This is a genomic window from Nocardia uniformis NBRC 13702 (assembly GCF_001613345.1).
In the GTDB taxonomy this organism is placed as follows: domain Bacteria; phylum Actinomycetota; class Actinomycetes; order Mycobacteriales; family Mycobacteriaceae; genus Nocardia; species Nocardia uniformis.
The window spans coordinates 1-24164 of record NZ_BDCE01000034.1; the positions used below are offsets into that span (position 1 = coordinate 1).

Annotated in this window: 15 protein-coding genes; 6 read left to right on the forward strand and 9 right to left on the reverse strand. The window is 67.0% G+C overall.

All coding sequences use genetic code 11. The features are described 5' to 3' along the window. The 5 genes from NU1_RS09530 to NU1_RS09550 form a co-directional block, all read right to left on the reverse strand. On the reverse strand, window positions 1–1494 hold a 1494-nt coding region (locus NU1_RS09530), incomplete at its 3' end, for a condensation domain-containing protein (protein WP_245720032.1). Next, on the reverse strand, window positions 1491–6605 hold the full coding sequence (locus NU1_RS09535) for a non-ribosomal peptide synthetase (protein WP_067519496.1): 5115 nt from the start codon (window positions 6603–6605) through the stop codon (window positions 1491–1493). The genes NU1_RS09530 and NU1_RS09535, both read right to left, overlap by 4 nt. 20 nt (window positions 6606–6625) lie before the next feature. Further along, window positions 6626–9727 carry a nocobactin polyketide synthase NbtC gene (gene nbtC, locus NU1_RS09540; protein WP_084521133.1) on the reverse strand — a complete coding sequence of 1034 codons (3102 nt, stop codon included), beginning with the start codon at window positions 9725–9727 and terminating at the stop codon, window positions 6626–6628. Next, complete coding sequence (locus NU1_RS09545) at window positions 9720–11042, reverse strand: beta-ketoacyl [acyl carrier protein] synthase domain-containing protein (protein ID WP_067519498.1); 1323 nt, start codon at window positions 11040–11042, stop codon at window positions 9720–9722. The genes nbtC and NU1_RS09545 overlap by 8 nt, the downstream gene beginning before the upstream one ends. After that, window positions 11039–11794, reverse strand: a complete 756-nt coding sequence (locus NU1_RS09550; RefSeq protein WP_067519611.1) for a thioesterase II family protein — start codon at window positions 11792–11794, stop codon at window positions 11039–11041. Before NU1_RS09550 ends, NU1_RS09545 begins: the two co-directional genes overlap by 4 nt. Before the next feature lie 191 nt (window positions 11795–11985). Between NU1_RS09550 and NU1_RS09555 the strand changes: the two genes are divergently transcribed. Then, window positions 11986–12678: a GNAT family N-acetyltransferase gene (locus tag NU1_RS09555; protein ID WP_307643414.1), complete on the forward strand. Its 693-nt coding sequence runs from the start codon at window positions 11986–11988 to the stop codon at window positions 12676–12678. 58 nt (window positions 12679–12736) lie between these two features. Here the strand turns inward: NU1_RS09555 and NU1_RS09560 are convergent, their stop codons facing one another. From NU1_RS09560 to NU1_RS09570, 3 genes are all read right to left on the reverse strand, one after another. Further along, window positions 12737–14020: a SidA/IucD/PvdA family monooxygenase gene (locus tag NU1_RS09560; RefSeq protein ID WP_067519500.1), complete on the reverse strand. Its 1284-nt coding sequence runs from the start codon at window positions 14018–14020 to the stop codon at window positions 12737–12739. Between the two features lie 167 nt (window positions 14021–14187). Then, window positions 14188–15924, reverse strand: coding sequence for an ABC transporter ATP-binding protein (locus NU1_RS09565; protein ID WP_067519501.1), 1737 nt, complete (start codon window positions 15922–15924; stop codon window positions 14188–14190). Further along, window positions 15921–17867 (reverse strand): ABC transporter ATP-binding protein, encoded by a 1947-nt coding sequence (locus NU1_RS09570; RefSeq protein WP_067519503.1) that lies wholly within the window; start codon window positions 17865–17867, stop codon window positions 15921–15923. Before NU1_RS09570 ends, NU1_RS09565 begins: the two co-directional genes overlap by 4 nt. A 188-nt stretch (window positions 17868–18055) precedes the next feature. Between NU1_RS09570 and NU1_RS09575 the strand changes: the two genes are divergently transcribed. From NU1_RS09575 to NU1_RS09595, 5 genes are all read left to right on the forward strand, one after another. Further along, window positions 18056–18958 carry an alpha/beta fold hydrolase gene (locus NU1_RS09575; protein WP_067519616.1) on the forward strand — a complete coding sequence of 301 codons (903 nt, stop codon included), beginning with the start codon at window positions 18056–18058 and terminating at the stop codon, window positions 18956–18958. Window positions 18959–19022: 64 nt separating this feature from the next. Further along, on the forward strand, window positions 19023–19475 hold the full coding sequence (locus NU1_RS09580; protein ID WP_067519505.1) for a TIGR03667 family PPOX class F420-dependent oxidoreductase: 453 nt from the start codon (window positions 19023–19025) through the stop codon (window positions 19473–19475). Between the two features lie 71 nt (window positions 19476–19546). Beyond that, window positions 19547–20479, forward strand: a complete 933-nt coding sequence (locus NU1_RS09585; RefSeq protein ID WP_067519507.1) for an RluA family pseudouridine synthase — start codon at window positions 19547–19549, stop codon at window positions 20477–20479. A gap of 56 nt (window positions 20480–20535) precedes the next feature. Next, the gene (locus tag NU1_RS09590; RefSeq protein WP_084521134.1) at window positions 20536–21300 is read left to right on the forward strand and encodes a CPBP family intramembrane glutamic endopeptidase; all 765 of its coding nucleotides are present in this window, start codon (window positions 20536–20538) and stop codon (window positions 21298–21300) included. Between the two features lie 111 nt (window positions 21301–21411). Then, window positions 21412–21822 carry a hypothetical protein gene (locus NU1_RS09595; RefSeq protein ID WP_084521135.1) on the forward strand — a complete coding sequence of 137 codons (411 nt, stop codon included), beginning with the start codon at window positions 21412–21414 and terminating at the stop codon, window positions 21820–21822. A gap of 159 nt (window positions 21823–21981) precedes the next feature. Here the strand turns inward: NU1_RS09595 and NU1_RS09600 are convergent, their stop codons facing one another. Next, window positions 21982–24144, reverse strand: coding sequence for an MMPL family transporter (locus tag NU1_RS09600; RefSeq protein ID WP_067519510.1), 2163 nt, complete (start codon window positions 24142–24144; stop codon window positions 21982–21984). Window positions 24145–24164: the final 20 nt, after the last annotated feature.

Consider the following 24164-nt stretch of genomic DNA (forward strand, 5'->3'; position numbering starts at 1 on the left):
ATGCCGGAATGACGGGGGCGACGGGGGCGAGAGTGACGGCGGGAATGACGGGAACGACGGCGGAAGTCCGCCGGCAGCGCGTTCGGCGCGTTCGGCGATTGCCGCTATCGCGGCACCACCCTCGGATTCGCCGCCGTCGAACACCGTCGCCACGGAGGCGAGTTCGAAGCGTTCGGCGGCGGTGAGTACATCGAGTGCCTCCGGCGTACCGGAGCCGATTTCCGGCAGCTGCCGCAGTACGGCGAGCAACCGCTCACCGATCTCGGCGGGCGAGAAGTACGGCAGCGCTTCGGGAATCGCCTCCACCAGCACCACGAGGTCACCGTCGGACAGGTGCGACACCACCGTGAGCGGGTAGTGCGCGAGGCTTTCCATCTCGATGGGGCGGAAGGCGGAGCCGTCGGGCATTTCGACGGTCTGGATGGCGTCGTCGATGGGTGCGTTCTCGAAGACGAACAGCGTATCGAAGAGGGCACCGTGTCCGGTGGCGCGCTGGACGGCGGACAGGCTCAGGTAGCCGATATCGCGCATGGCGGCGCATTCGCGTTGCAGACGCGCGCACTGGTCCACCACGCTCACCTGGCGGTCGAGGGTGTGGGCGACGGGCACGGTATTGATGAACAGGCCGATCATCTGTTCCACACCGGAAAGATGTTCGGGTCGACCGGAAATGGTGGTGCCGAACACCACATCACGCCGGTCGGTGAGTCGGCCCAGCACCACGGTCCAGGCGAATTGCACGGCGGTATTGAGGGTGAGCCCGTTGGCGCGGGCCCACTGCTGGACGCGGGCGGTCTCGGCGGCGGGCAGCAGCAGGTTCGTCTTCGCGGGAACGACTGTCCCCCGCGTGGCCGCGGTGCCGTCGGCGATCATGAGCGGCCCGGAAATGCCGCTCAGGTACTCCACCCAGCGCTGAGTGGCGGCGGCCGCGTCCTGCCCGGTGAGCCAGGCGATGTAGTCGCGGTACGGGCGCGGTGTGGGCAGCCCGGCGGTCGAGCCGCCCGCCCGGTACACGGCGAGCAGTTCGGTGAAGAACACCGCCACCGCCCAGCCGTCCATGAGGATGTGGTGGGCGGTCAGAATCATCCGCCGCCTGGTCTCACCGGGCACGGTGAGCAACAGGATGCGCAGGGCCGGACCGCGCCCCAGATCGAAGGGCCGGCGCCGCTCGGATTCGGCGATGGCATCGAATTCCGCGGGGCGCGCCGATCGTTCGGTCCACGGCAGTTCCGCCTGCGCGGGCACGATCTGCACCGGACGCGGCACATCGCGATCCCAGAAGGCGGCCCGCAGATTCGGGTGCCGATCCAGCATGGCCTGGCCGCTGCGCCGCAGCAGTTCGGTATCCAGGGGTCCGTCGATATCGACGACGAACTGCATGGTGTACAGGTCGATGCCGTCGCCGGTCAGCTTGGACAGCGAGAACAGACCCTCCTGCAGCGGGCTGAGCGCCAGGACGTCTTCGATCTTCGGCGGTGCGCTCGCGGTGCTCACGACCGGCCCCAGGATGCGGTCAGTGCGGCCAGGGCATCGGAGTCGAGGCCGGAGGCACTCATGGGTGCGGATTCCTCCGGTAGGGCGGTAGTCGAATCCGACTCCGGCGCTGGGCCTTCCGCCGCCGCGTTGTCGACCGCCACCGCCAGTTCGGCGATCGTCATGTACTCGAACACCATGTGCGGTGTGAGCGGCAGGCCGAGGGCGGCGGCCCGCGCCGACCACTGGATGGAGATGACGCTGTCGCCGCCGAGGGCGAAGAAATTGTCATCGGCTTCGACATCGTCGATTTCGAGGAGCTCCTCGATCAGCGTGATCAGGGTCCGCTCGGTGGCGGTGTGGTCGCCACCGCTGGACTGCGAGCTGACGACCTGGGCCGCGACCGGCTCGGCGAGCAGCCGGTCCAGGTCGGCCTGCGGCAGCACCTGAAGTTCCGCGACGGCACGGTCCGGTGTGGTGGCGTACCCGTCGAGGGTGGCGGCCACCGCGTCGGCGATGAGCCGCACCGTATCCGGCTCGTACAGATCGGCATTGGCGACCACCCGCACATCCATGCCGCCGTCGGCGGTGACATTGAGGCTCAGGTTCAGGTCCAGGAACGATACGTCGAAGTCCACCGGCAGGACCGTGGCGGTGGCCGCACCACCCAGATCCACGGTGGCCGGGGCCCAGTCGGCACCACGGAAGTGGATCATGCTCTGGAACAGCGGGTTCCGGGAGCGCGAACGCGGTGGATTGAGTGCCTCCACCAGTCGTTCGATGGGTAGTTCCTGATGGGCGTGCGCGTCGAGGACGACATTGCGGCCGCGTAGGACGGTGTCGCGGAGCGTAGGTGCGCCGGACAGGTCATTGCGCAGCACCACCATATTGGCGAACAGGCCGATCAGGTTGCTGGTGGCCGCGTCGACGCGACTGGCCACCGGGGTGCCGAGGGCGATATCGGAGCCGCCGCCGAGTTTGTGCAGCACGGTGGCGACAACGGACTGGTACACCATGAATTCCGTGGCGCCACACTGCTGGGCGAGGGCTACGAGGCCCGTGCGGCGGTCGGCGGAGACGGTGAAGGTGGCCACCTCACCATGCTTGCCGAGTACCGGCGGACGCCGCCGATCGTGCGCCACCGCGATTTCGTCGGGGAGCCCGGTGAGCGTCTGCCGCCAGTGGTCGATCTGTGCCTGGCCGAATGTCGATGCGGCACCGGCACCGGTGTGGTCGAAGATATCCCGCTGCCACAGTGCGTAATCGGGGTATTGCACGGCCAGCGGGGTCCACCGCGGAGCCTGCGTGGTCTCGACCCGCGCCAGGTACGCGGTCAGCACATCGTCGAGCAGAATGCCCAGCGACGCGTGATCGGCGGCAATGTGATGCACCAGGAGCGACAGCACCCGCGTCCGGTCGTCGAGCACCAGTAGCCGGGGCCGAATGAGCGGCTCGGATTCGACCGCGAACTTGTAGTTCGCGATCTCGGCCAGTTCGGCGTCCAATCGGTCGGCGGCGATCTCACCGACCTCGAGCGCGATATCCAGGTGGTCGTGCACCAACTGGTAAGGGACACCGTCCTTCTCGGGGAAGGTGGTGCGCAGCGCCTCGTGGCGCGCCACCACATCGCCGAGTGCGAGCCGGAGGGCGTCGATGTCGAGCGCACCGTCGATTCGCACCGCGAACGGCAGGTTGCCGACCGCGCTCGCGCCCTCCATGCGGTACTGGAACCACATGGCCAGCTGCGAGTAGGACAGCGGAAGTTCCCGCGGGCGAACGCGTTCGCCGAGCACCGGGCGGCCGGTCGCCGCCGCGGGAGTATCGACCGCAGCGGCCTCGGTCGGTTCGGTGTCGTCCTCCTCGTCCATGGAGTCGAGGTCGATATCGAATTCCTCGCGGAACTGATGCACCAGCACCGCGGCCAGTCCGGCGGCGGTCGGGGTGTCGAAGATGATCCGCACATCGAGTTCGAGCCCGAATTCGGCGCGAATCTGCGCGACCAGACGAGCGGCCAGCAGCGAGTGGCCGCCGAGTTCGAAGAAGGAGTCCTCCGCGCCGACCCGGTCGACGGAGAACAGTTGCGCGAAGATCGCGCACATCCGACGTTCGGTCGCGGTGGCGGGCTCGCGGTGCGCACGCTCCACGGCCGGGGTCGTGGCGGGCAGGGCGCGCTTGTCGAGTTTGCCATTGACGGTCAGCGGGATCTCGTCGATGACGGCGAAGGCGCGGGGCACCATGTAGTCCGGCAGACCGGCGGCCGCGTGGGCGCGCACCTGCTCGATATCGACGGTTTCGCCCGGTACGGGCACCAGGTAGGCGGCGAGCATCGGACCGACCGCCGGATCCTCGGCCACGACGACCACGCCGTGCCCGACCGTCGGATGCGCGACGAGTGCGGCCTCGACCTCACCGAGTTCGATGCGGAATCCGCGTACCTTGACCTGCTCGTCGGCCCGGCCCACGAAGTCGAGTTCACCGAATTCATTGCGGCGGGCCAGATCTCCGGTGCGATATAGGCGCGCACCGGGAGTGAAGGGGTCGGCGACGAAGCGGGCGGCGGTCAGCTCGGGGCGGCCCAGGTAGCCGCGGGCCAGCTGGTCACCGCCCAGGTAGATCTCGCCGACCACACCGGCGGGCACCAGCCGAAGTGCCGCGTCGAGCACATAGGCGTGCACGTTCGGGTTCGGAATGCCGATGGGCACAATGCCATTGCCCTGCGGGCCCTCGACCGGCATATGGGTGGCGCAGACGACCGCCTCGGTGGGGCCGTAGTGATTGCGCAGTTCGGCGTCGAAGACCTGGGCGAACTTATCGGCCACCTCACCGGGCAGCGCCTCACCACCCACCGGCACATGCCGCAGGGCCTGCCACTCGCTGATCTCCGGCAGCAGCAGGAAGGTGCTCAGCATGGACGGCACCATGTGCAGGATGGTGACGCCCTGGCGGGTGATCAGGTCCGCGACATAGCGAATGTCTTGGAATGCGTTGGGTTTCGGCACAATCAGCCGCGCGCCCAGGGCGAAGGTAATGAAGAGATCGAGCAGCGAGGCGTCGAAACTGACCGAGGAGGACTGCAGCAGCCGGTCCTCGGTGGTGATACCCCACTCGGCGGTGAAGGTACCGACGTGCTCGGCGATGGCGGCATGCGATACCGGAACACCCTTGGGTTTCCCGGTCGAGCCGGAGGTATAGATGACATACGCCAGGTTGGACGGGCGCAGCGGACGCACCCGGTCGGCGTCGGTGGGTGCGGTCTCCGGCAGTTCGGCGGCGGCCTCCTCGGCGGCATCGAGTTCCACCCGGCCGAGCACGAGTTCGGGGTTCGCGTCCTCGACCAGGTACTCGATGCGGTCATCCGGGTAGGCCGGGTCGATCGGCAGGTAGGCGGCACCCGCCTTCAGCGCGGCGTAGACCGCGATAATGAATTCGACCGAGGTGGTCATGCGCAGGCCGACAATGTCCTCCGCGCCGATGCCCTCGCGAATGAGCCAGTGCGCCAAGCGGTTCACCCGGCGATCGAACTCGCCATAGGTGATTTCGGTGTCGTCGGATACCAGGGCGACGGCTTCCGGCGCGGCGGCGACACTGCGCTGTAACAGGTCGACCATGGTGGTGGGCGCGAATTCGGCGATCGGGCCACGCGATGCGGCCAGAATGGACTGCTGGTCGTCGGAGCCGAGCATATCGAGGTCACCGATACGGCTATCCGGTTCGGCCAGTGCGCTTTCCAGCAGCCGCACATAGTGGGTGAGCATCTGCTCGACCAACGAGCGGGTCAGCACATCCACCTGGTACTCGGCCTCCACCAGCGCGCCATGGGCGCTTTCGGTGACCACGGCCAAGGCCAGCGGCACCTGCGCGGTGGGTGCGCCCAGCTCGTCGAGCTGGGCGGAGGTGATGCCGTCGAGGGCGAAGCCGTCGGCGCTCTTGCGCACACTGAAGCCCAGGCTCACCAACTGATCCATGCCGTCGCGGCCGGCGACACGATTCGGGTTCGCTTCGCGCACAACTCGATCGATGCCGACGGTCTGATGTGCGAACGCACCCAGGCAGGTCTCCTTGGTGGCTTCGACCAGGCCGCCGAAGGTCTGTGCGGCGGCATCGTTGCCGAGCGTCTCGCGCAGCAGCAGCGTATTGCCGAAGTACCCGATGAGCTGCTCGGCGGCAGCGGAACGGCGATTGGTGACCGGGATGGAGATGAGGAAATCGCCTGCGGCGGTGTAGCGCTCGATGAGTGCGGCATAGCCGGCGAGCAGCACCATGAACGGGGTCGCGGCTCGCTCGCGCGCGAAGGCGTCGACCCGGTCGAGCAGTTCCTGGGGCAGGGTGACGGTGCAGCGGTCCGCCTGCCGCGACGGCCGCGATACCGCCGAGCCGGGTAGCTCGAGGGGTTCCGGTAGCGGACGCAGCACACCGCGCCAGTAGTCGATATCGGCGTCGTCGTCCGTACCCGGAGCGTCGAGGACCTCGACATCCACGAATTGCGCGGACAGCCGAGCATTTTCGCGGCCGTTGTAGGCGGCATTCAGCTCGGCGAAGAAGACGCCCCACGAGTCGTCGTCCCAGCAGATGTGGTGGACCGAGAGCAGCAGCACGTACTCCTCTGTACCGGTGCGCGCCAATGTCATACGCAGCGGCAGTTCGGTCGCCAGATCGAAGGAGCGGCCGAACTCGCGGCGCGCCAGTACCTCCACGCGGCGGGCGCGGCCCTGTTCGGGTAGGTCGGTCAGATCGTGCGACTGCCACGGGACCGAAATATCGTCGGAGAACACCTGATACGGCTCGCCGTCGGCATCGGCAGCGTACGTGGTGCGCAAGACGTCGTGGCGGGCGATGACCGCACCGACCGCATCGCGCAGCCGCGCCTCGTCCAGCGCACCGCTCAAACGGTAGGCGACACAGATATTCAGTGTCGTATCCCGCGGATCGCGGGTCTGCATGAACCACATCCGGCGCTGCCCGGCCGAGAGCGGGCGCTGCTCCCCCGCCGCGGTGCGGCGCACCGGGGCGGTGGCGGATGCGGTGGCGAGACCGCTCTCCTGCAGGCGGCGACGCAGCAGTTCGCGGCGGCGGTCGAGCGCTGAGGTATTCGCGGTATTCCCGGCAAGCACGGTGGCGTCGGTGTCTGACATCGAAATCTGGCCCCTAGCCTTTAGTTGGTGTTCTCGGCCATCAGCGCGACGACGTCATCGAGGGACGCCCCGCCCAGAATGGCGGCGACCGGTAGATCCCGGTCCAGTGCGGATCGGACCCGCTTGCGGAAGTCCAAGGCCTGCAGTGAATCCAGGCCGAGCGCGACGAGCGGAACGGAACGGTCGATATCGTCGCTGCCGTCGATACCCATGACCCGGCCGAGTTCGACGGCCATCCGGTCGACCAGTGCGAGATCGGTGGCGGCCGCGACAGTGTGGTCGACCGTGACGGTCTCGGCAGGCGCGGCCGCTACGACCACCGGTGCGATATCCACCGGAGTCGATTCGATCGCGGCAACGGGCTCGATGTGCTCGGGAATCTCCGACAGCACGCTGTCCTGACCGAAGGCGCTCAAGACCTCGCGCACGAATTCCCAGTCGGCGGCGATGATTACGGCATCCGACGGTTGGCCGGTGAATCCGGCGGCAATGGCGTCGGCGGCCTGCATCGGGAAGACGCCCGCGCCCTCGACGCGGGCGAAACCGGCGTCATCGAGCGGACCGGCGACGCTCCACAGCCCCCATTCCAGGGACACACTGTCGATACCCTGAGCCCGCAGGCGACGGGAGATGATGTCGAGCATACGGTTGGTGACCGCGTAGAGGATCTGGCCCCGACCACCGAGGGTGGCGGCCATGGACGAGCACAGGACCATCCGGCAGTCCGTGGTCCGCGGTACCGCCGCGAGTACGGTTTCCAGACCGACGACCTTGGATGCGGTGGCCGTGGCGACCATCTCGGCGGTGATATCGGCCAGTTCGGCGTCCACGTAGTTCACCGCCGCGTGGATGAGCAGGCTCACCGGACGTTCCGACTGCGCGGCAGCGAAGTTCGCGACCGCCGCCGGATCGGTGACATCACAGGCGACAGCCGCGATCTCGACGCCACCGATATTGCGGAGACGGGCCAGTTCCGAAGCAACGCCGGCGGTTTCACCCGAGCGGCTGAGCAGCGTGATGCGACCCGCGCCCGCGTGCGCGAAGTGCTCGCAGAAGCGCAGCCCCAGCTGACCGGTGCCGCCGATAATCAGGATGTGGTCGAGATCGGCCGCCGCGCCGGGCTCGGACTCGTCGGCGACCAGGCGCTTGACGAAAACCTTGCCGTCCCGGAGCGCGAGTTCGGCCTCTCCGGCGGTATGCAGCGCGCCGACAATGCGGGCGGCCTGGGTCGCCGCGGCATCGGCGGACAGATCCAGATGCCGGAACAGGATGCCCGGGTTTTCCACACCGACGCAACGGAATCCGGCGCTCACGCCGCCGTGGAACAGCTGCGGAACCGGATCACCCGCGATGACAGCCTCACCGCCGGTGGTAACGAGCCAGCATTCACCGCCCGGGCGCAGACCTGACAGCGCCGACTGCCACGCACGCTGGGCGAAGAACTCGGTGAGTTCGGAAACCGTTGCGGCACCGTCGGCTTCCGGTCGCGACGGCAGCAGGAGCACCGCCGTGTCGTAGTCACCGTCAGCGTCGACAATGGTCGCGCCGTGCCGGTCGGCGGCAGTACTCAGCGCCGAGACCAGTTCGGCGCACTCCCCTGTGTGGTCGACCAGCGCGATGGTGCGCGGTGCGACCAGGGCGCGGCGGGCCATCGGCAGCCACCGTTCCACCAGTCGTTGCGGCGTCGGACCGGTGGATGCGGGCGCGGTAATCGTCGACGGTTCGTAACCCGCTGCGGCCCAGAGCTTCCGGGGGTGCAGGACGGTGTGCGGGAAATCGCGCAGCGGCAGGGCCGGTGCGGTGCCGGATTCGACACGCAGTGCTTCCCAGCGATAGCCGAGGTCGTGTACCGCGACGGTGGCCAGATTGCGGGTGAATTCCCGCAGACTGTCGGCGGTGCGCACGGAAGTTCCGAGCACCCGGAAGTCCCGATTTCCCCGGGCACGGTCACGCGGTACCAGGGTCAGATTTTCCTGAATGGCCAATTGCAGGACCGGGTGCTCGACGACCTCGATGAGCGTGTCCACGCCATCGGTGGCGGCGGCCACGACGGCCTGGTCGAAGCGCACCCGATTGCGCAGATTCCAGTACCAATACTGTTCCTGCGCCAGACCCGCGGTGATGGCCTCGCCGAGAGTCGCGCCATAGCAGGCGATCTCGCTGTCGGAGAAGGTCGGGCAATCCATCTCGTCGTCGAGGAAGCCCTCGAAATCCGCGCGCACCTCCGCCACGATGGAGGTGTGCGCCGGATAGGCGACACCGATCTCGCGGGCGAACTGGCCGCGCTCGGTCGCCGCGGCCACCATGTCGCGAATGGTGTCGCGGTCACCGGAAATGGCGATGATGTTCGGTGAGTTGATTACCGACAGTTCGGCCCAGCCGGAGTGCCGTGCCAGCAGTGCCTCGACGGCCTCGCGGTCCATGGCGAGTACAGCCATCGAGTAGCCGCGCGGCGACAGGCGCTCCACCAGGCGCGCCCGATGGGTCACCACCAGCACGGCATCACGCAGCGACATCACACCCGACACCGCGCCCGCCGCCAACTCCCCCTGGCTGTGCCCGATCACGGCGGCCGGGTCCACGCCCGCCGCCCGCCACATGGCGGCCAGGCCGGTCATGTGGAACATCAGGGCGGGCTGTACTTCCCACACCTCGTCCTCGAAGCGGCCGTCGGTGCCGAGCAGGTAGTGCAGCGGCTGATCGTGGCCGAAACGCTCCAGGTGTACGGCCGCGCATTCGTCGACACGGGCACGGTAGGCGGTGGAGAGTTCGTAGAACAGCTTGCCCATACCCGGTCGCTGGCTGCCCTGGCCGGGGAAGACGAAACCGATACGGCGGGCCGTGGCCGGGCCGTCGCTCGCGACCACGGCCGGATGCGCGGAACCGGCGGCAATGGCGCGCAACGCATCCAGGAGTTCGTCGCGCGTGGTCACCATGGCGAGCGCGCGGTAGCGGCGCGGCATCCGGGTGCGGAAGAGCATATCCGCCACCCGATTCGGGGTGATCCGCGGCCGAACCCGCAGGTAGTCCAGGATATTGGCGGCTTCGGCGCGCAGGCCGTCGGCGGTATCGGAGGACAGCAGCACCGGAATACTGCCGTCGGGTAGGAGATAACTACTCATCGGTGTCGTCCTCCAGGACGGGCATGCCGACAATCGCGTGGGCATTGGTGCCCGCGACGCCGAACGAGGACACGGCGCCGTAGCGCACGCCGTCGATGGCCGCCCACTCTTCGAGCTCGGTCGCCAACCGCAGACTGGTGCTGCCCCAATCCATGTCCTCGGTCGGCTCATCGGCGTAGAGGCTGGGGGCGATGGCTCCGTTCGCGCCGCACAGCAGGACCTTGATCAGGCCGAGCAGGCCCGCGGCCGCCTGGGCGTGACCGCCATTCGACTTCACCGAACCCAGGCGTGCGCCCTCGGTCCGGTCCGGGGTGCCGTAGGTGCTGGCCAGGGCCTGCAATTCGAGCGGGTCACCGACCGGGGTGCCGGTGCCGTGGCCTTCGATCAGGCCGATCAGATCCGGTGCGATAGCGGCGGCCGCGAGGGTATCGCGAATGAGCCGCTGCTGTGCGGTGGCGCTGGGCACCGCCAGCGGCGCGCCCTTGCCATTGTGATTGACCCGTGAACCCAGCAGCCGTCCGTAGATCCGGTGCCCGAGCGCGCGCGCCCGCGATTCGCGTTCCAGCACAACCACACCCGCGCCCTCGCCCCACAGGGTTCCGGTGGCGTCGGCGGCGTAGGAGCGGCAGTGGCCGTCGCTGGCCAGGGCGTTGTTCTTGGAGAATTCGTAGAACGCGCCCGGTGAACCCATCACACAGACGCCACCGGCCAGGGCCCAGTCGCATTCACCGGCGCGAATGGCCGAGGCCGCCTGATGTACCGCCGTCAGCGAGGAGGCACAGGCGGTGTCCACGCTGATGGAGGGGCCGATCAGGCCGAGCCCGTGCGAGATTCGCCCGGCCGTCGCGCCCAGCGCCGCACCGGTGGCGCGATATCCATTGTGTTCGTTGACCGAGGCCGCGCGGGGGCCGTACTCCATCTGGGATACGCCCATCCAGCAGCCCGCGGCCTCGCCGTCGACGGAACCCGGATTCAGGCCCGCGTGTTCGAGCGCCCGCCAGGCCACTCGCATGGCGACGCGCTGCTGCGGGTCCATAGCCACGGCCTCGCGCGGGGTGATGCCGAAGTAGAGCGGATCGAATTCGGTGGCGGCGGTAAGGAATCCACCGGCATCGCGCACGGTGCCCCAGCCCTCCCGGCGGCCGAGGGCGAAAAGTTCGGCCAGCGGCCATTCCCGGTCACGAGGGAAGGGGCCGATGAGTTCGCGGCCGTCGGCCAGGGCCGACCAGTACTGCGGCAGGCTGTCGATGCCGCCGGGGGCCTCGATACCCATTCCGACGATCACGATGGGATCGTCGACGGTTGCGGCCGTCACGCGAGAACGCTCGCTTCCGGAGCCAGCAGTTCGGCGATACCGGCGACGTGGTCATTGAGATAGAAGTGGCCGCCTTCGAAGAGCGTCACCGCGATTCCGGCACGGCTGTGCGCCTCCCACGCGTACAGGGCGCGGGGCGCGACGAATTCGTCCTCGTCACCGCCGAGTACCGCGATGGGTGCGTCGATGGCGATATCGGCAGGGCAGGAGTAGGCGTCGAAGGCGCGATAGTCGGCCTGCATGACCGGCAGGGCCATGCGCAGCACATCACGGCTGCCCAGAACCTCGGTGCCGGTGCCATTGAGGGCCGACATGTGGTCGAGCAGGGCCTCGTCCTCGGTGGGATGCGGCGGCAGGTCGGCGATCAGCTTCGGCGCGGCGGCCGAGGAGGCGGCCAGTAGTCGGACGTTCAGTCCGGCGGCCTCGGCGAGGCGGACGAATTCGAACGCGATGATCGCGCCCATACTGTGGCCGAAAATGGTCAGGGGGACGTCGCGATGGTGCGGTGAGGCGATGAATGCCTCGAAGGCCCCGGCCGCGATCTCCGGCAGGGTTTGCCCGGCGGCCTCCCGCGCCCGGTCCTGTCGACCCGGGTACTGGAACACCACGGTGTCGAAGTCAGCGGCGAGCGTTTTGGCGAAAACCCGATAGGCCGAGGCGCCCGCGCCGGCGTGTGGGAAGACCAGCAGCGGTGGGCAGGATTCGGAGTGCGGAGCCTGAAATTGCCTGATCCATCCGAGTTCCCTTGCCATATCCCGCATCTCTCCTACACGCCGCCGACCAACACGCGGCGTTCAATTTGCTGCTAGTTATCTACGGTGCGACGCTTGGCACCTGGACGCTGCGAATAACGCTGTGCGACCACTGAACCGGACACCCGTGCCGATTCGGACGGGCAACGGTAACACCGTCGGATTAGTATAGGCTAGCCTTACTCAGCGAGGTGATCAAGGTAACGACCGAACGGAGCTCCACCCTCATGAACCGGACGCCGTACGTGCTCGAGCGCGAGTTGGCCGACGTTCCCGACGCGGTTCGCAATGCGCCCGCGCCGGTTGTCCCCGCCTTCGAGTACCCCTTCGACCTGCGCGTGGTCGACCCCGAAGGCGTCGATCCGGAAACCATTACCGAGTGGATGCACCGGCCGCACCTACTCGAGACCTGGGAGCAGGCCTGGCCGTCCGAACAGCGCCGCCTCAATTGCCGGGCCCAGCTGGCCGGAACCTACTCGCGGCCCTGCATTCTCAGCTTCGACTTCGCCGCCATCGACCTGCCCGAACTGGGTCGCCGGGAGGTTGCCTACATCGAGCTGTACCGGGCCGCCAAGGATGAGATCGGACAGCTCTACCATGCCGATCCGCACGATATGGGCTTCCACATCGCCACCGCGGACCTGAATCTCATCGGGCGCGGTGTCATGTCGGGCTGGGTCGGGCAACTCGGCAGGAACATTCTGGCCGCCGAACCCGAATGCCGCCGTGTGATGGGTGATCCCGATCACCGAAATACCGCCATTCGTAAGACTTTCGAGAAGAACAGCTGGCCACACCTCGGCGACTTCGATGTCCGGCCGGGTCGCCGGATCTCGCTGTATACGTTCCCGCGCGACCCCTCGGATATCCCCGCCGGTCGCTGAGACCCGCCGACCACTCCCGCCCTGCCCGCCGATATCACCGGCGGGCAGGGCATTTCGTTTATCGAGCCGCGGAAACCCTGGTGCGCGCGGAGGTTCGGCGACGGGCATTGTCACTGCGCAGCACGCGATCGGAAAGTTCGCCCAGGCAGCTGAGATTCGGGAAGCCCGGCCCCTGGGACAGGGCCGCCATATTCGGCAGGTAGAGCTTGGCGTCGAGCCCCGCAACGGCCAGGTCGTAGCCGATGGACTGTTCGATGCGGGCCTGCGTCAGCGGACCGCCGATCGCCAGCTCGATCAGATCCTTTGCGGCGGAATCGAAGAGCTCCAGGTACCACAGCGGCTGACCGCCGGTGGCGTCGACGACGAGGTCGAAATTGTGCACCTGGTCGGCACGCATCTCATTGCGGAGCGTGAGGGCCACACTGTCGCCCTGGTCGGCGACCTGGGTGACACGGCCCTGGAGATGGTGAACGCGATTGTCGCCCAGGAGGGTTTCCTGGACGCGGACCGAGAACACCCCGCGGTCGGTGCGGCGAATCACATCGCGGCGTTCGTCATGGCCGAGTGCGCCCCACTTGGTGGGATCACTGAACAGCGCGTTCTCGAAATAGCTTTCACCGCGCGTGTAGATGGTGGCCTGCGGGGAGATCACCGAAATGGTGAGCATTTCATGGCGCACCAGCTCGTCCAGGGCCGAACCCGCGGTCTCGCCGCCGCCGATCACGGCGGCCCGCGAGGACAGCGGGAGTTGGCGCTTACCCGCCAGATCCCAGAACTCGGAGATGCTCAAGACCTTGGGGTGCGTCGACAGCGCCCGGTCGCTGCGGCCGGGACCGGTGACCATGACCGCGTCGCAATCGATTTCGCTGTGCGAGCCGTCGGCATCGGCCACCGTCACCAGCCAGCCGTCATCGGCGGCGGAGATGGTGCGCACGGTGCCCAGCACCAATTCGAGGTCGACCTTGCGGGCCACCCACTGCAGATACTTCGCCCAGATGTGATGCTGCGGGCTGGGACGGCCGCGGTCGACCCATTCGGCGTAGGTGCCGTGTTCGATCAGGAACGAAGTCCAGCTGAAGGCGGCCATGCCCGCATTGAGTTCCTGATTGTGGCCGCGTGCCCAGGTGGAGTGGTACGGAAATCCCACATCCTTCTCCGGGCTGGTGCCGAGCCGGTGCTGGCCGTCGGTCCAACCGCCGCTGGGCAGCCAGTTACCGCCCACCGCATGCGCTTCCACCACGACCACCCGTGGCGCCGGGAGGCCCAGTTTGCGCAGTACATGCGACTTCGCCGCGACCGCCAAGGCTTTCGGCCCCGCGCCGACCACCAGAAGTGTTTCCACCGGTTCTCCTGCTCTATTGCCCGGCCTCCGGGGAATAGTCCCCGGCCGCGCCGCATCGTTGTCGTACAACCCCACCCCATGTTTGCATAGGCTTACCTTATCTTGAAGGTGTACTTTCACATACCGTGCACCCCGTGAGTGGTCGCGCGTCGGCGGGTGCGATATCCCTACGCCGGCGCTGCTTCAAGTCGCCAGCCGGAAGCGCGGCTGCGTTCGTTCCAGAAGGCGGCGTAGCGACCGTTCAGATCCAGAAGTTCGGCGTGGGTGCCGCGTTCGACAATGCGGCCGCCCTCCATGAACAGGATCTGGTCGGCGTGCGCGATGGTGGCCAGGCGGTGTGCCACCACGATGACCGTCTTATCGCGGGTGAGCTGGTGTACGCCGCGAACCACAACCGCCTCATTGTGCGGATCGAGGGCGCTGGTGGCCTCATCCAGCAGGACGATCGGGGCGTCCTTGAGCAGGGCGCGGGCGATCGAAACCCGCTGGCGTTCACCACCGGAGAGCGACGCTCCGCCCTCCCCCACGGCGGTGTCCCAGCCATCGGGCAGGCGGTGTGCGATCTCGTCCACGCGCGCCACCTCGGCGGCACCGCGCACCTCGGCGTCGGTGGCATCCGGACGGCCCGCCCGAATGTTCTCCAGCACGGAGCGGTTGAACAGGTAGACGTTCTGGAAGACCAGAGACAGCTGGCCCAGCAGGGTTTCGGACGGCTGATCGCGAACATCGTGCTCGGCCACCACGACTCGACCGGAATCGGTGTCGTGGAAGCGCGCCGCGAGCCGTAGCACCGTGGATTTGCCCGCGCCGCTGGGGCCGACAATCGCGGTGGTGGTACCCGCCGGGACGGTGAAGGAGATATCGGACAGCACGGAGGTACCGTCGCCGTAACCGAAGCTCACCTGCTCGAACACTACGCTCGGCGCGCCCGGGGTGACCGGTGTATCCGCCTGCGGCAGTGTGGGTTCCGCCAGCAACGTGCTCACCCGTTCGGCCGCTGCCACGGCCGAACGCAGGGCGGTACCGAGCTGGGCCGCCTGGTTCAGCGGTTCGATGAAGCGGGCGCTCACCGCGATGAGCGCGATGGCGGCGGCCACCGAAATGGTCGAACCCGTGGCCTCGCCGACAACCAGGTACACCAGCACCAGGAAGACCGCCTGCACGCAGAGCGAGAACACCATCAGCCCGGGCACACTCGCCAGCAGCATGCCGGTGGCGGCCTTACGCTGCTGGTCGAGGGCCGCGTCCAGGGCCTTATTGCCCGCACCGACCGCACCGAAGGAACGCAGCACCGGCTGGGCCTGCGCGAATTCCAGCACTCGCGCATTGGCTTCCGACGCCGAGTCGTGCAGCCGCTCATCGGCGGCGGAGTAGGAACGGTTGGCCCACAGGTTCACCAGGTACAGCGCCGGTGCGGCCAGCAGCATGGCCAGGGAGATCCGCCAGTCCACGAACAGCATGCCGACCGCGACACCGAGCGGCACCACCACACCGGTCAGCATTTTCGCGAGCAGGTAGGCGATGAGCCCCTGCACCTCGCGCACATTCTCGACCACCACGCGCGAGAGCGTGCCCGCGTTCTGGGTCCCGAACCACCCCAGCGGCAACGCATTCAGATGATCGCCGAGTGCGGTCTGCAAACCGTGCTGCATACCCACACCTATGCGCAGGCCCACCACCGCCTGCACGTAGCTGAGCACCACGACCCCCGCCACCGCGGCGGCCAACCACAGTGTCCAGAACCAGGCGCGGTCGGTGTCGCCACCGAACAGAGCCTCCAGCACCGGCACCAGCAGTACGTAGGCGAGTGCCTGGCACAGCGCCTGCGCCAGAATCGCGGCCACCAGTTTCGGTGTCAGCGAGGTGTATTCGCGTGGTACGAGCCCGAATACCGTGCGGATCATCGTGTTCCCTCCCCGGATTCCAGCGCGGTCATCGAATGCAGCGCCGCCTCATTGATTTCCCAGAGTCGCTGGTAGAGACCGTTCGCGTCACGGAGGTCGGCGTGGCTGCCCTGTTCGGCCAGGGTGCCGTTCTCCAGCACCAGAATCCGGTCCACATCGGTAATGGTGTGCAGTCGGTGCGCGATCACGAGCACCGTGCGGCCTGCCACCAGGACCGCCAGCGCGTCCTGTACGGCGGCTTCCGATTCCGGATCGGCGAAGGCGGTGGCCTCGTCGAGCACCAGTACCGGAGTATCCGCCAGCAGGGTGCGGGCGATGGAAAGTCGCTGCGCCTCACCGCCGGACAGGGTGGCATCCACCCCGATCTCGGAGTCGTAGCCACGGGGCAGCGCGGTAATGCGCTCGTGGATCTGCGCGGCCCGAGCCGCCCGCTCGAGAGCAGCGCCATCGGCATCCGGGCGCGCCAGCAGCAGGTTGTCGCGAATACTGCCGCGAATCAGCCGCACATCCTGGAAGACGAAGCCGACCGTGCGATAGAGCTCCTCGGTCGGGAAATCGCGAATATCCCGGCCGCCGATACTGATCCGGCCGGCGTCCACGTCATAGAAGCGCGGCAGCAGCTTGGCGAGGGTGGACTTGCCGGAACCGCTCGGGCCGACCAGCGCGGTAATCGTGCCGGGCGCGAGTTCGAGATCCACGCCGCGCAGCACCTGATGATCGGCGCGGTACCCAAAGGTCACGCCCTCGAACCGAACCGTGCCCGCGGGAACCTCCGGCGTAGCCGCCGCCACGGCAGCAGCCGCCGACGATGCCGCTCCTTCCGTCATTCCGGCGTGCTTGTGGCCGGAATCCACTCCCTCGGACGCGGAACTCCCCGCCCCGGAAGCCAATTCCGGTGTCCGCATCAACTCGTGCAGCCGCAGCGCGGCGTCACCGGCCGTCCGCAGCGCCTGCGCGCCATACCCGAGGCCGAGCAGCGAACTACCCAGTCCCAGTCCGACCAGCAGGAACGGCAGCACGTCGATCGGCTCGATCCACCCCGCGCCCACTCCCGCGAGCCCCGCCACCACGACCAGCAGCATGACAAAGACCGGTGCGACCACCGTTTCCGAAATCGACTGCACGGTAACGACCGGCAGCTTCAATCGGCGCACGCTCTCGGTCTGATGTTCCACCGCATCCTGGAAGACGCTGTGCGCCTTACCCGCTCGCCCGAAGGCCCGCACCACCTGGATACCGTCGACGAATTCCACCGTCGCCTCGCGGGTGCGCTGCTCGGCGGCGTTGTAGGCCACGATGCGTTCCCGGCCCGGTTCGTCCAGCATCTTCTTCATACACAGCGCGTAAACGAACAGCGGGAGCAGCAGCACCAGCGTGAGTCGCCAGTCCACGGTCGCCAGATAGATGAGCGTCACCAGCGGAATGGTCACCGAGCCAACGAAATCCAGGCGGGCGTGCGCCACCAGATAATGCAGCGCTTCGACATCGTCATGGAGATACTTCTTGACGTCGCTGGAGGTGCGTTCGCCGAACCAGCCCAGCGGTACGCGGGTCAGCTTATCGGCCAATAGCCTTCGCAGCGTCAGCTGATATCCGGCGTCGACCAGGTGCGACCAGGTCAGGGCCGCGGCCTGCAGCACCGCCCGCACCACCAGCACGACGACGGCGATGAGCAGCAGCCGCCACACCCGATCGGTATCGGTGGCATCGGCCAGCAGTTCCCGGCACGCCTGGACGATCAGCAGGAACGGGACCACGGCGCAGACCGAGGAGATCGCGATGATCACGCTCGCCAGGCTCAGCGTCCCCGCGACCGGGGCGAGGATCTCCTTTCGCGCCCGCATCTCGCGCTGCTTGCGTTCCTTGACCACCGTGCGATCGGGTTTACCGTCCGCCCCCGAGTCGGCGTCCGCCACCAGGGGCGGCGCGACCTCCACCGTCATCTGTTCCGCCTCTCACCAAAAATCGGTCCGAGGATAGGTTAGGCTAACTTTCTTGGAATTGAATCACCCAGGTGGATGAATAGCCGGTCGCCACCGATGAATTTTCCGAAGGTCCCCCGTCTCTACCGATGTACCGAGCGAGGAACCGCGGCCTCGCAATCGATTTCATCGTTCGAGAAGAGACCGCCATGAAGAAGACCGTCCTCGCGACCCTCTCCCTGCTCGCCACCGCCGTCCTCGCGGGCTGCAGCAGCAATACCGAAACCCCCTCGCAGCCCGCCGCGGATCCCGGCCACCGCGCCACCATCAACGGCCTCGATATGTACTACGAGGTGCACGGCGAGACCAACGATCTGCCGCCGGTGGTACTGCTGCACGGCGCGCTGTCCGGTATCGACGCCGACTTCGGCGAGCTGATCCCGGTGCTGTCGAAGCAGCGCCAGGTCATTGCCATCGACCAGCAGTCACACGGCCACACCCCCGACATCGACCGTCCGCTGCGGACCACGACCATGGCCGACGACACCGCGAGCCTGCTCCAGCAGATCGGCGTGCAGCAGGCCGATATATTCGGCTACAGCATGGGCGCGGGCGTGGCCCTCGATATCGGCATCCACCACCCGCGGCTGGTACGCAAGCTGGTGCTGCTCTCCGGAGGTCTCGGCCCGGACGCTATGCACCCCGGCACCCTCGAGGGCATCACCGAGCTACAGCCGGAAATGCTGCACGGCAGCCCCTTCCACGACTACTACCTCGCCAACGCGCCTCGCCCGCAGGACTTCCCGACGCTGGTGGCGCGGGTCAAGGAGATGGACAGCAATCTGCCCACCGTTCCCGCCGACGCGGTCCGCGCGCTGGAGATGCCGGTGCTGAATATCATCGGCGATTCCGATATCGTCCGCCCCGAGCACGCGGTGGAGGTGTTCCGCCTGCTGGGCGGCGGCATTATGGGCGATACCCCGGCCGGTCTGATCGATTCCGAGTTGGCCATCATCCCGGGTGCCTCCCACGTGTCAGTCGTACACCGACCGGAACTGCTGGCCCCGATGGTCACGTCCTTCCTGGACCGCACCGTGGCACCGAAATCCTGAGATTCGCCTCCGGAAATACCAGCAGGGCCGGAATCCCGTCGCGGGGGCGGGCGTTGCGAGTGGCATGACCACTCCTGACGCCCGCCCCGCCGCCGTTTCCGTAGTCGATACCGATACCGAGTTCGGCGCGCATGCCGCCGAACGCCTCGAGCGTGAGACCGTCGCGTGGCTCACCACCGTCGGCCCATCCGGAACCCCACAGCCCAATCCGGTCTGGTTTCTCTGGAACGGCAGCGAAATTCTCCTCTTCAGCGAGCCCAATCAGCCGAAGCTCCGCAATATCGCTCGCAACCCCCGGGTTTCGCTCAATCTCAATTCCACCGCCTCCGGCGGCGAGGTCCTCGTCCTCACCGGCGCCGCCCGCATCGACCCCACCGACCCCAATCCGGACGAAATCGCCCGCTACACAGCCAAGTACACAGAGGGCCTGGCCGATCTCAAAATGACGGCCGAGCAGTTCTACGCCACGTACTCGCAAGCCGTTCGCATCACCCCCGACCGACTGCGCGGCTTCTGACCCCGTCTCCCATTCCCCGTACCTCTCTACCTGCGAGATCGCGGGTGGCGGCGCGCCGGTAGGGTCATCGGGTGAGACGCAGGCAGCAGCCGCCGCTACCGAAGCGGCACGGGCTCGACCCCGCCCGGTTGCGACTACCGGAAGACGGCCAGTGGGCCACCATCCGCGACCATCTGGTGGAGCGGCTGCCGCGCGTACCCGCCGCACGCATCGACGAACTGCTGCGCGAGGGCGGCATTGTGGACCTCGAGGGGCCGCTGGCCCCGGACGCGCCGTATGTACCCGGCGGGGCGATCTGGTTCCACCGCGACCTACCGGTGGAAACCGATGTGCCGTTCGAGATCGATATCGTCTACCGCGACGACGCCATACTGATCGCGGACAAACCACACTTCCTGGCCACCATCCCGCGTGGCCAACACATTCTGCAGACCGCACTGGTACGACTACGCCGCGACCTCGAGCTACCGGATCTGATTCCCGCGCACCGGCTCGACCGCGCGACCGCCGGGCTGGTCCTCTTCGTTATCGACCCGGCCCGCCGCGGGGCGTATCAGACCATGTTCCACAAGCGGGTGGTGCGCAAGGAGTACGAGGCCATCGCCCGCTTCGACCCGGAATTGGAACTGCCCAGGGTCGTGCACAGCCGGATTGTCAAGGAACGGCAGGTACTCAAGGCCTTCGAGGTGCCGGGTGAACCCAATGCCGAAACCCACGTCGAACTGCTCGAACACCGAGATGATCTGGGCCGCTATCGACTTCGGCCGAGCACCGGGCGCACCCACCAACTCCGATTGCATATGAACGGCCTGGGTATACCGATCCTCGGTGACGATTTTTATCCCGAACTGACCGATAAGCCTGTGGACGACTTCACCCGTCCACTCCAGCTGCTGGCCTCGGCCATCGAATTCACCGATCCGGTGACACGGGAGCCTCGGCGCTTCGAAACGAAACGGACCCTCCAGGCATGGCACGATCCACAGGGGTGGGCGGGGAGATAGCGGCGGATTCACCACATCGGGGTGCACTCACAGGAACGATCCGTAGACTGGCCCGGATGTCTCAGAATGATAACGGCGCTGTCGCCGTCCGACCGGCCCCGACGGCCATGGCGCGCCGCCGGCTGCATGCCTATATCGATATCGCCGTCGTTGTCGTCGTTCTGATCGGCACCAATCTCATCGCGCATTTCACCACCGCGTGGGCCAGCATTATTACGGTCCCGATCGCCGCGTTCGCACTACTGGCCCTGGTGCGGCGGCGCGGACTGGGCTGGGCGGAACTGGGACTCTCGCCACGGCATTGGCGTAAGGGTTCACTCTGGGCGCTCGGCGCGGTCGGGGTGGTGCTGGCGGCGGTCGCCATCGGCGCGGCGCTACCCATTACCCGGCCGTTCTTCCTGGCCGACCGGTATGCGACCGTCTCCGGCGCGCTGATCGCCTCCATGGTTGTCATACCACTGCAGACGGTGATTCCCGAAGAGCTCGCCTTCCGCGGTGTGCTGCACGGGACCCTTGACCGCGTGTACAGCGCACGGGGCGTATTCGCGGGGGGCTCACTACTTTTCGGCTTCTGGCATATCGCCTCGTCGATGGGTTTGACCAGCGGCAACAAGGGGCTGTCGAGTTTTCTCGGCGGTGGCGCGCTGGGGCAGATCGTCGGGATCGCCCTCGCCGTGGTCGCCACCGCCGGCGCGGGCATGGTGTTCACCTGGCTGCGTCGCCGCAGTGGCAGCCTGCTCGCCCCGATCGCCCTGCACTGGGCGGTGAACGGCGCGGGCGCATTGGCCGCGGCCGTGGTCTGGCATGTAACCCTGCGCTGAACTGAATAGAACTTGTTTCAGTTATTTTCCGAAAGCCCCACGCGTTAACTGGACGCTCGATAGGGTTCGCTCGTCCGCATCTGATGCGGTTGGCACCCGAGGAGTTTCCACATGACGATGTCCGTGAACAAGCGCATCGCCCGGCGGGCCGGTGTCGGTCTCACCGCGCTGGCCGCGATGGCCTGTTCGGCGGCGCTGACGGCGCCCTACGCGTCCGCCGTCCCCACCGGCCTATCGGTGAACGCGCGCAATATCTACGCGGCGTGCACCTACGAAATCACCGCCAATGTCGACCACTGGTTCGAGGTCTGGTTCCACGACAGCGGCCGAGTCATACCCGGCAGCCCGGTCAAACCGTCGAACGGCAAGGCCACCATCCAGTGGACCCCGAAGGGCGCGGGCACCCACACCCTGGCCGCCCTGCAGGGCTCCGCCTGGGAACTGAAGGTCAATGTCCTACAGCCCACCCTGACCGGCAGCGCCACGTGCGGTGCGGGCCCACTCGGCTTCCTGGGCTCGTAATAGACCCGGTTCGGTAGAGCGCGGCTCACCGAATCGCCGCGGGCCAGGCCGGCTGCAATCCTCTGTTCCCTCGCCGGCCTGGCCCGCTCCTTTCGAAAGACTTCAGGCCCGCCTCCCGAATCGGGAAGCGGGCCTGAAGCTTTCGTACCACCTCTCGGATCAGCGTCCGGCGGCGTCCTTCTCCAGGGAGAACGACAGCTCCGACTCCGGCTGCCCCTCGGACTCGCGAGGTTCGTCACCGTGTCCCGGCCACCAGGCGAAATGGCCGATGAGGGCAGTGACGGCCGGGGTGAAGAACATCGACATGACGAAGGCCGCGATGGCGATACCCACCGAGATGGCGAAGCCCATCTGGGCCATCGCACTATTACCGGCCAACATCATCGACGCGAAGGTACCCGCGAGGATGAGACCGGCGGCGGCAATGGTCGGACCCGTATGCCGCACCGCGGACGCGGCGGCCTGTTTGGGATCGAGGCCCTCCCGCGCTTCCTCCCGCAAACGGGCCACCATGAGGATGTTGTAGTCGGTGCCGAGCGCGACCACGAACAGGTACATGATGAGCGGCAAGGTGAAGATCAGACCGGTTTCACCCTGCAACTGCTGGAATACCAGCACCGCGGCACCGAGGGTGGCGGCGAATCCGAGGAATACCGACGCCATCAGATACCAGGGCGCGACCACACTGCGCAGTAGCAGGGCCAGCACGATCATGATCAACACCGCGGCCACCGGGAAGACGACCCGGTAATCGCGATTCATGGCGGCCTGGAAGTCCACGAACACCGAGGTCATACCGCCCACGACCGCTGTGGTTCCGGCGGGCGCGGCCGAATGCGCGACATCACGCAGCGGGCCCCGCACCGTTTCGAGGGCCGCATCGGACTCGGGTGTATTCGACAGCGTCACTTGGAATTCGGCCACCGAACTGTCCGGCGATGTCGTCGGGGGCGAAACCTGGCCCACGCCATCGACACTGGTCAGCGCCGTACCGAAATCCGCCAACTGGTCGGCGGTCAGCGCCGTACCACCGTCATTGCTCAGGTACACCTGCGACGGCTGCGTGGTGCCCGCGGGCATGCCCTTGCGCAATTCGTCGCTGTAGACCACGGATTCGGAGGCATTCGAGGTGGATCCGGAGCCCAGATCGAAGGTCGGATTGAATCCGGCGGCGAAGACACCCAGGGTCACCAGCACCAGACCGGACACCGCCGCGAAGGCGGCCGGGCGCTTGCCCATGGCCGATCCGATCGCGGCGAAGCGAGTGCCCCGCGGCTCCATCTGCCACGCCTTCGACGGCCAGAACACCTTGGTGCCCAGCAGCGAAACGATGGCGGGGATCAGGGTCAGGCCCGCCACCAGCATGACCGCCACGGCAATGGCCAGCGCCGTTCCGAGCGACCGGAACATACCGAGGGTCGAGAGGATGAGTGCAGCGAAGGCGATGATCACGGCCGCCGCGGCCGAGGTGATGGCCTCGCCGACCCGCGAGACCGAATTGACCATGGCGGTCCTGGCATCGTCGCCGGCACGCAGCCGTTCTCGGTAGCGGAACATGAGGAACAGGATGTAGTCGGTACCGACGCCGAACAGTACGACGGTCAGCAACGCCTGCACCGAACTGTCGATCTGCAGGTCGAATGCCTTGGCCACCATGGCGATTACGCCACCCACCAGCATCGAGATACCGGCGATGACGACAATCGGCAACAGTGCGATCACCGGGCTGCGGAAGATAATCAGCAGCAGCGTCAGAATCAGGATGATGGTGGCGATGCCGATAATCGCCAGACCCTTCTCACTGGATTCCACCTGATCCAATTGCGATGCGGCGGCTCCGGTAATGCCCGCCTTCAGATCGGTGTCGGAGACCTGTTCCTTCAAGGCATCCCGCAGGGACTTCACCGCATCGGTCTGCCGGGTGTCGTCGGGTGCGGTGACCTTCGTCATCTGCACCGCGATGACCTGCACCAGGCGGTTCTCCGACGGCGGAGTCGCCGCGATCGCGGTGACATCGGCGATATTTCGGCCCGACAGCACGGTCGCGACCTCGGCTACCTTCGCCGAATCGCGCTCGGTGAGCGGCGCTTCGTCGGAGCGCGCCACGACGATCAGTGCGGCCGGTACCTGACTGTCGGGAAATGCCCTCTGCTGCAATTCCATCGCCTGGATGGATTCGTAATGCGAAGGGAGAAACTCGGATTGGTCGGTGGTCGCGGTGAGCTTCGGAGCGGCCACCACCACGCCGATAATGGCGATCAGCCAGATGCCGATCACAACCCATGGTCTATGAACGACGAAGCGTCCCAAACTGGCGAACATGCGGGGAGTCCCTTCCAGAA

Coding starts and splice junctions, on each gene's coding strand:
- NU1_RS09570 (WP_067519503.1), bottom strand. CDS start 17,867: ATGACGGTGGAGGTCGCGCCGCCCCTGGTGGCGGACGCCGACTCGGGG.
- NU1_RS09590 (WP_084521134.1), top strand. CDS start 20,536: ATGTCTCAGAATGATAACGGCGCTGTCGCCGTCCGACCGGCCCCGACG.
- NU1_RS09550 (WP_067519611.1), bottom strand. CDS start 11,794: ATGGCAAGGGAACTCGGATGGATCAGGCAATTTCAGGCTCCGCACTCC.
- NU1_RS09580 (WP_067519505.1), top strand. CDS start 19,023: ATGACCACTCCTGACGCCCGCCCCGCCGCCGTTTCCGTAGTCGATACC.
- nbtC (WP_084521133.1), bottom strand. CDS start 9,727: ATGAGTAGTTATCTCCTACCCGACGGCAGTATTCCGGTGCTGCTGTCC.
- NU1_RS09600 (WP_067519510.1), bottom strand. CDS start 24,144: ATGTTCGCCAGTTTGGGACGCTTCGTCGTTCATAGACCATGGGTTGTG.
- NU1_RS09565 (WP_067519501.1), bottom strand. CDS start 15,924: ATGATCCGCACGGTATTCGGGCTCGTACCACGCGAATACACCTCGCTG.
- NU1_RS09575 (WP_067519616.1), top strand. CDS start 18,056: ATGAAGAAGACCGTCCTCGCGACCCTCTCCCTGCTCGCCACCGCCGTC.
- NU1_RS09535 (WP_067519496.1), bottom strand. CDS start 6,605: ATGTCAGACACCGACGCCACCGTGCTTGCCGGGAATACCGCGAATACC.
- NU1_RS09595 (WP_084521135.1), top strand. CDS start 21,412: ATGACGATGTCCGTGAACAAGCGCATCGCCCGGCGGGCCGGTGTCGGT.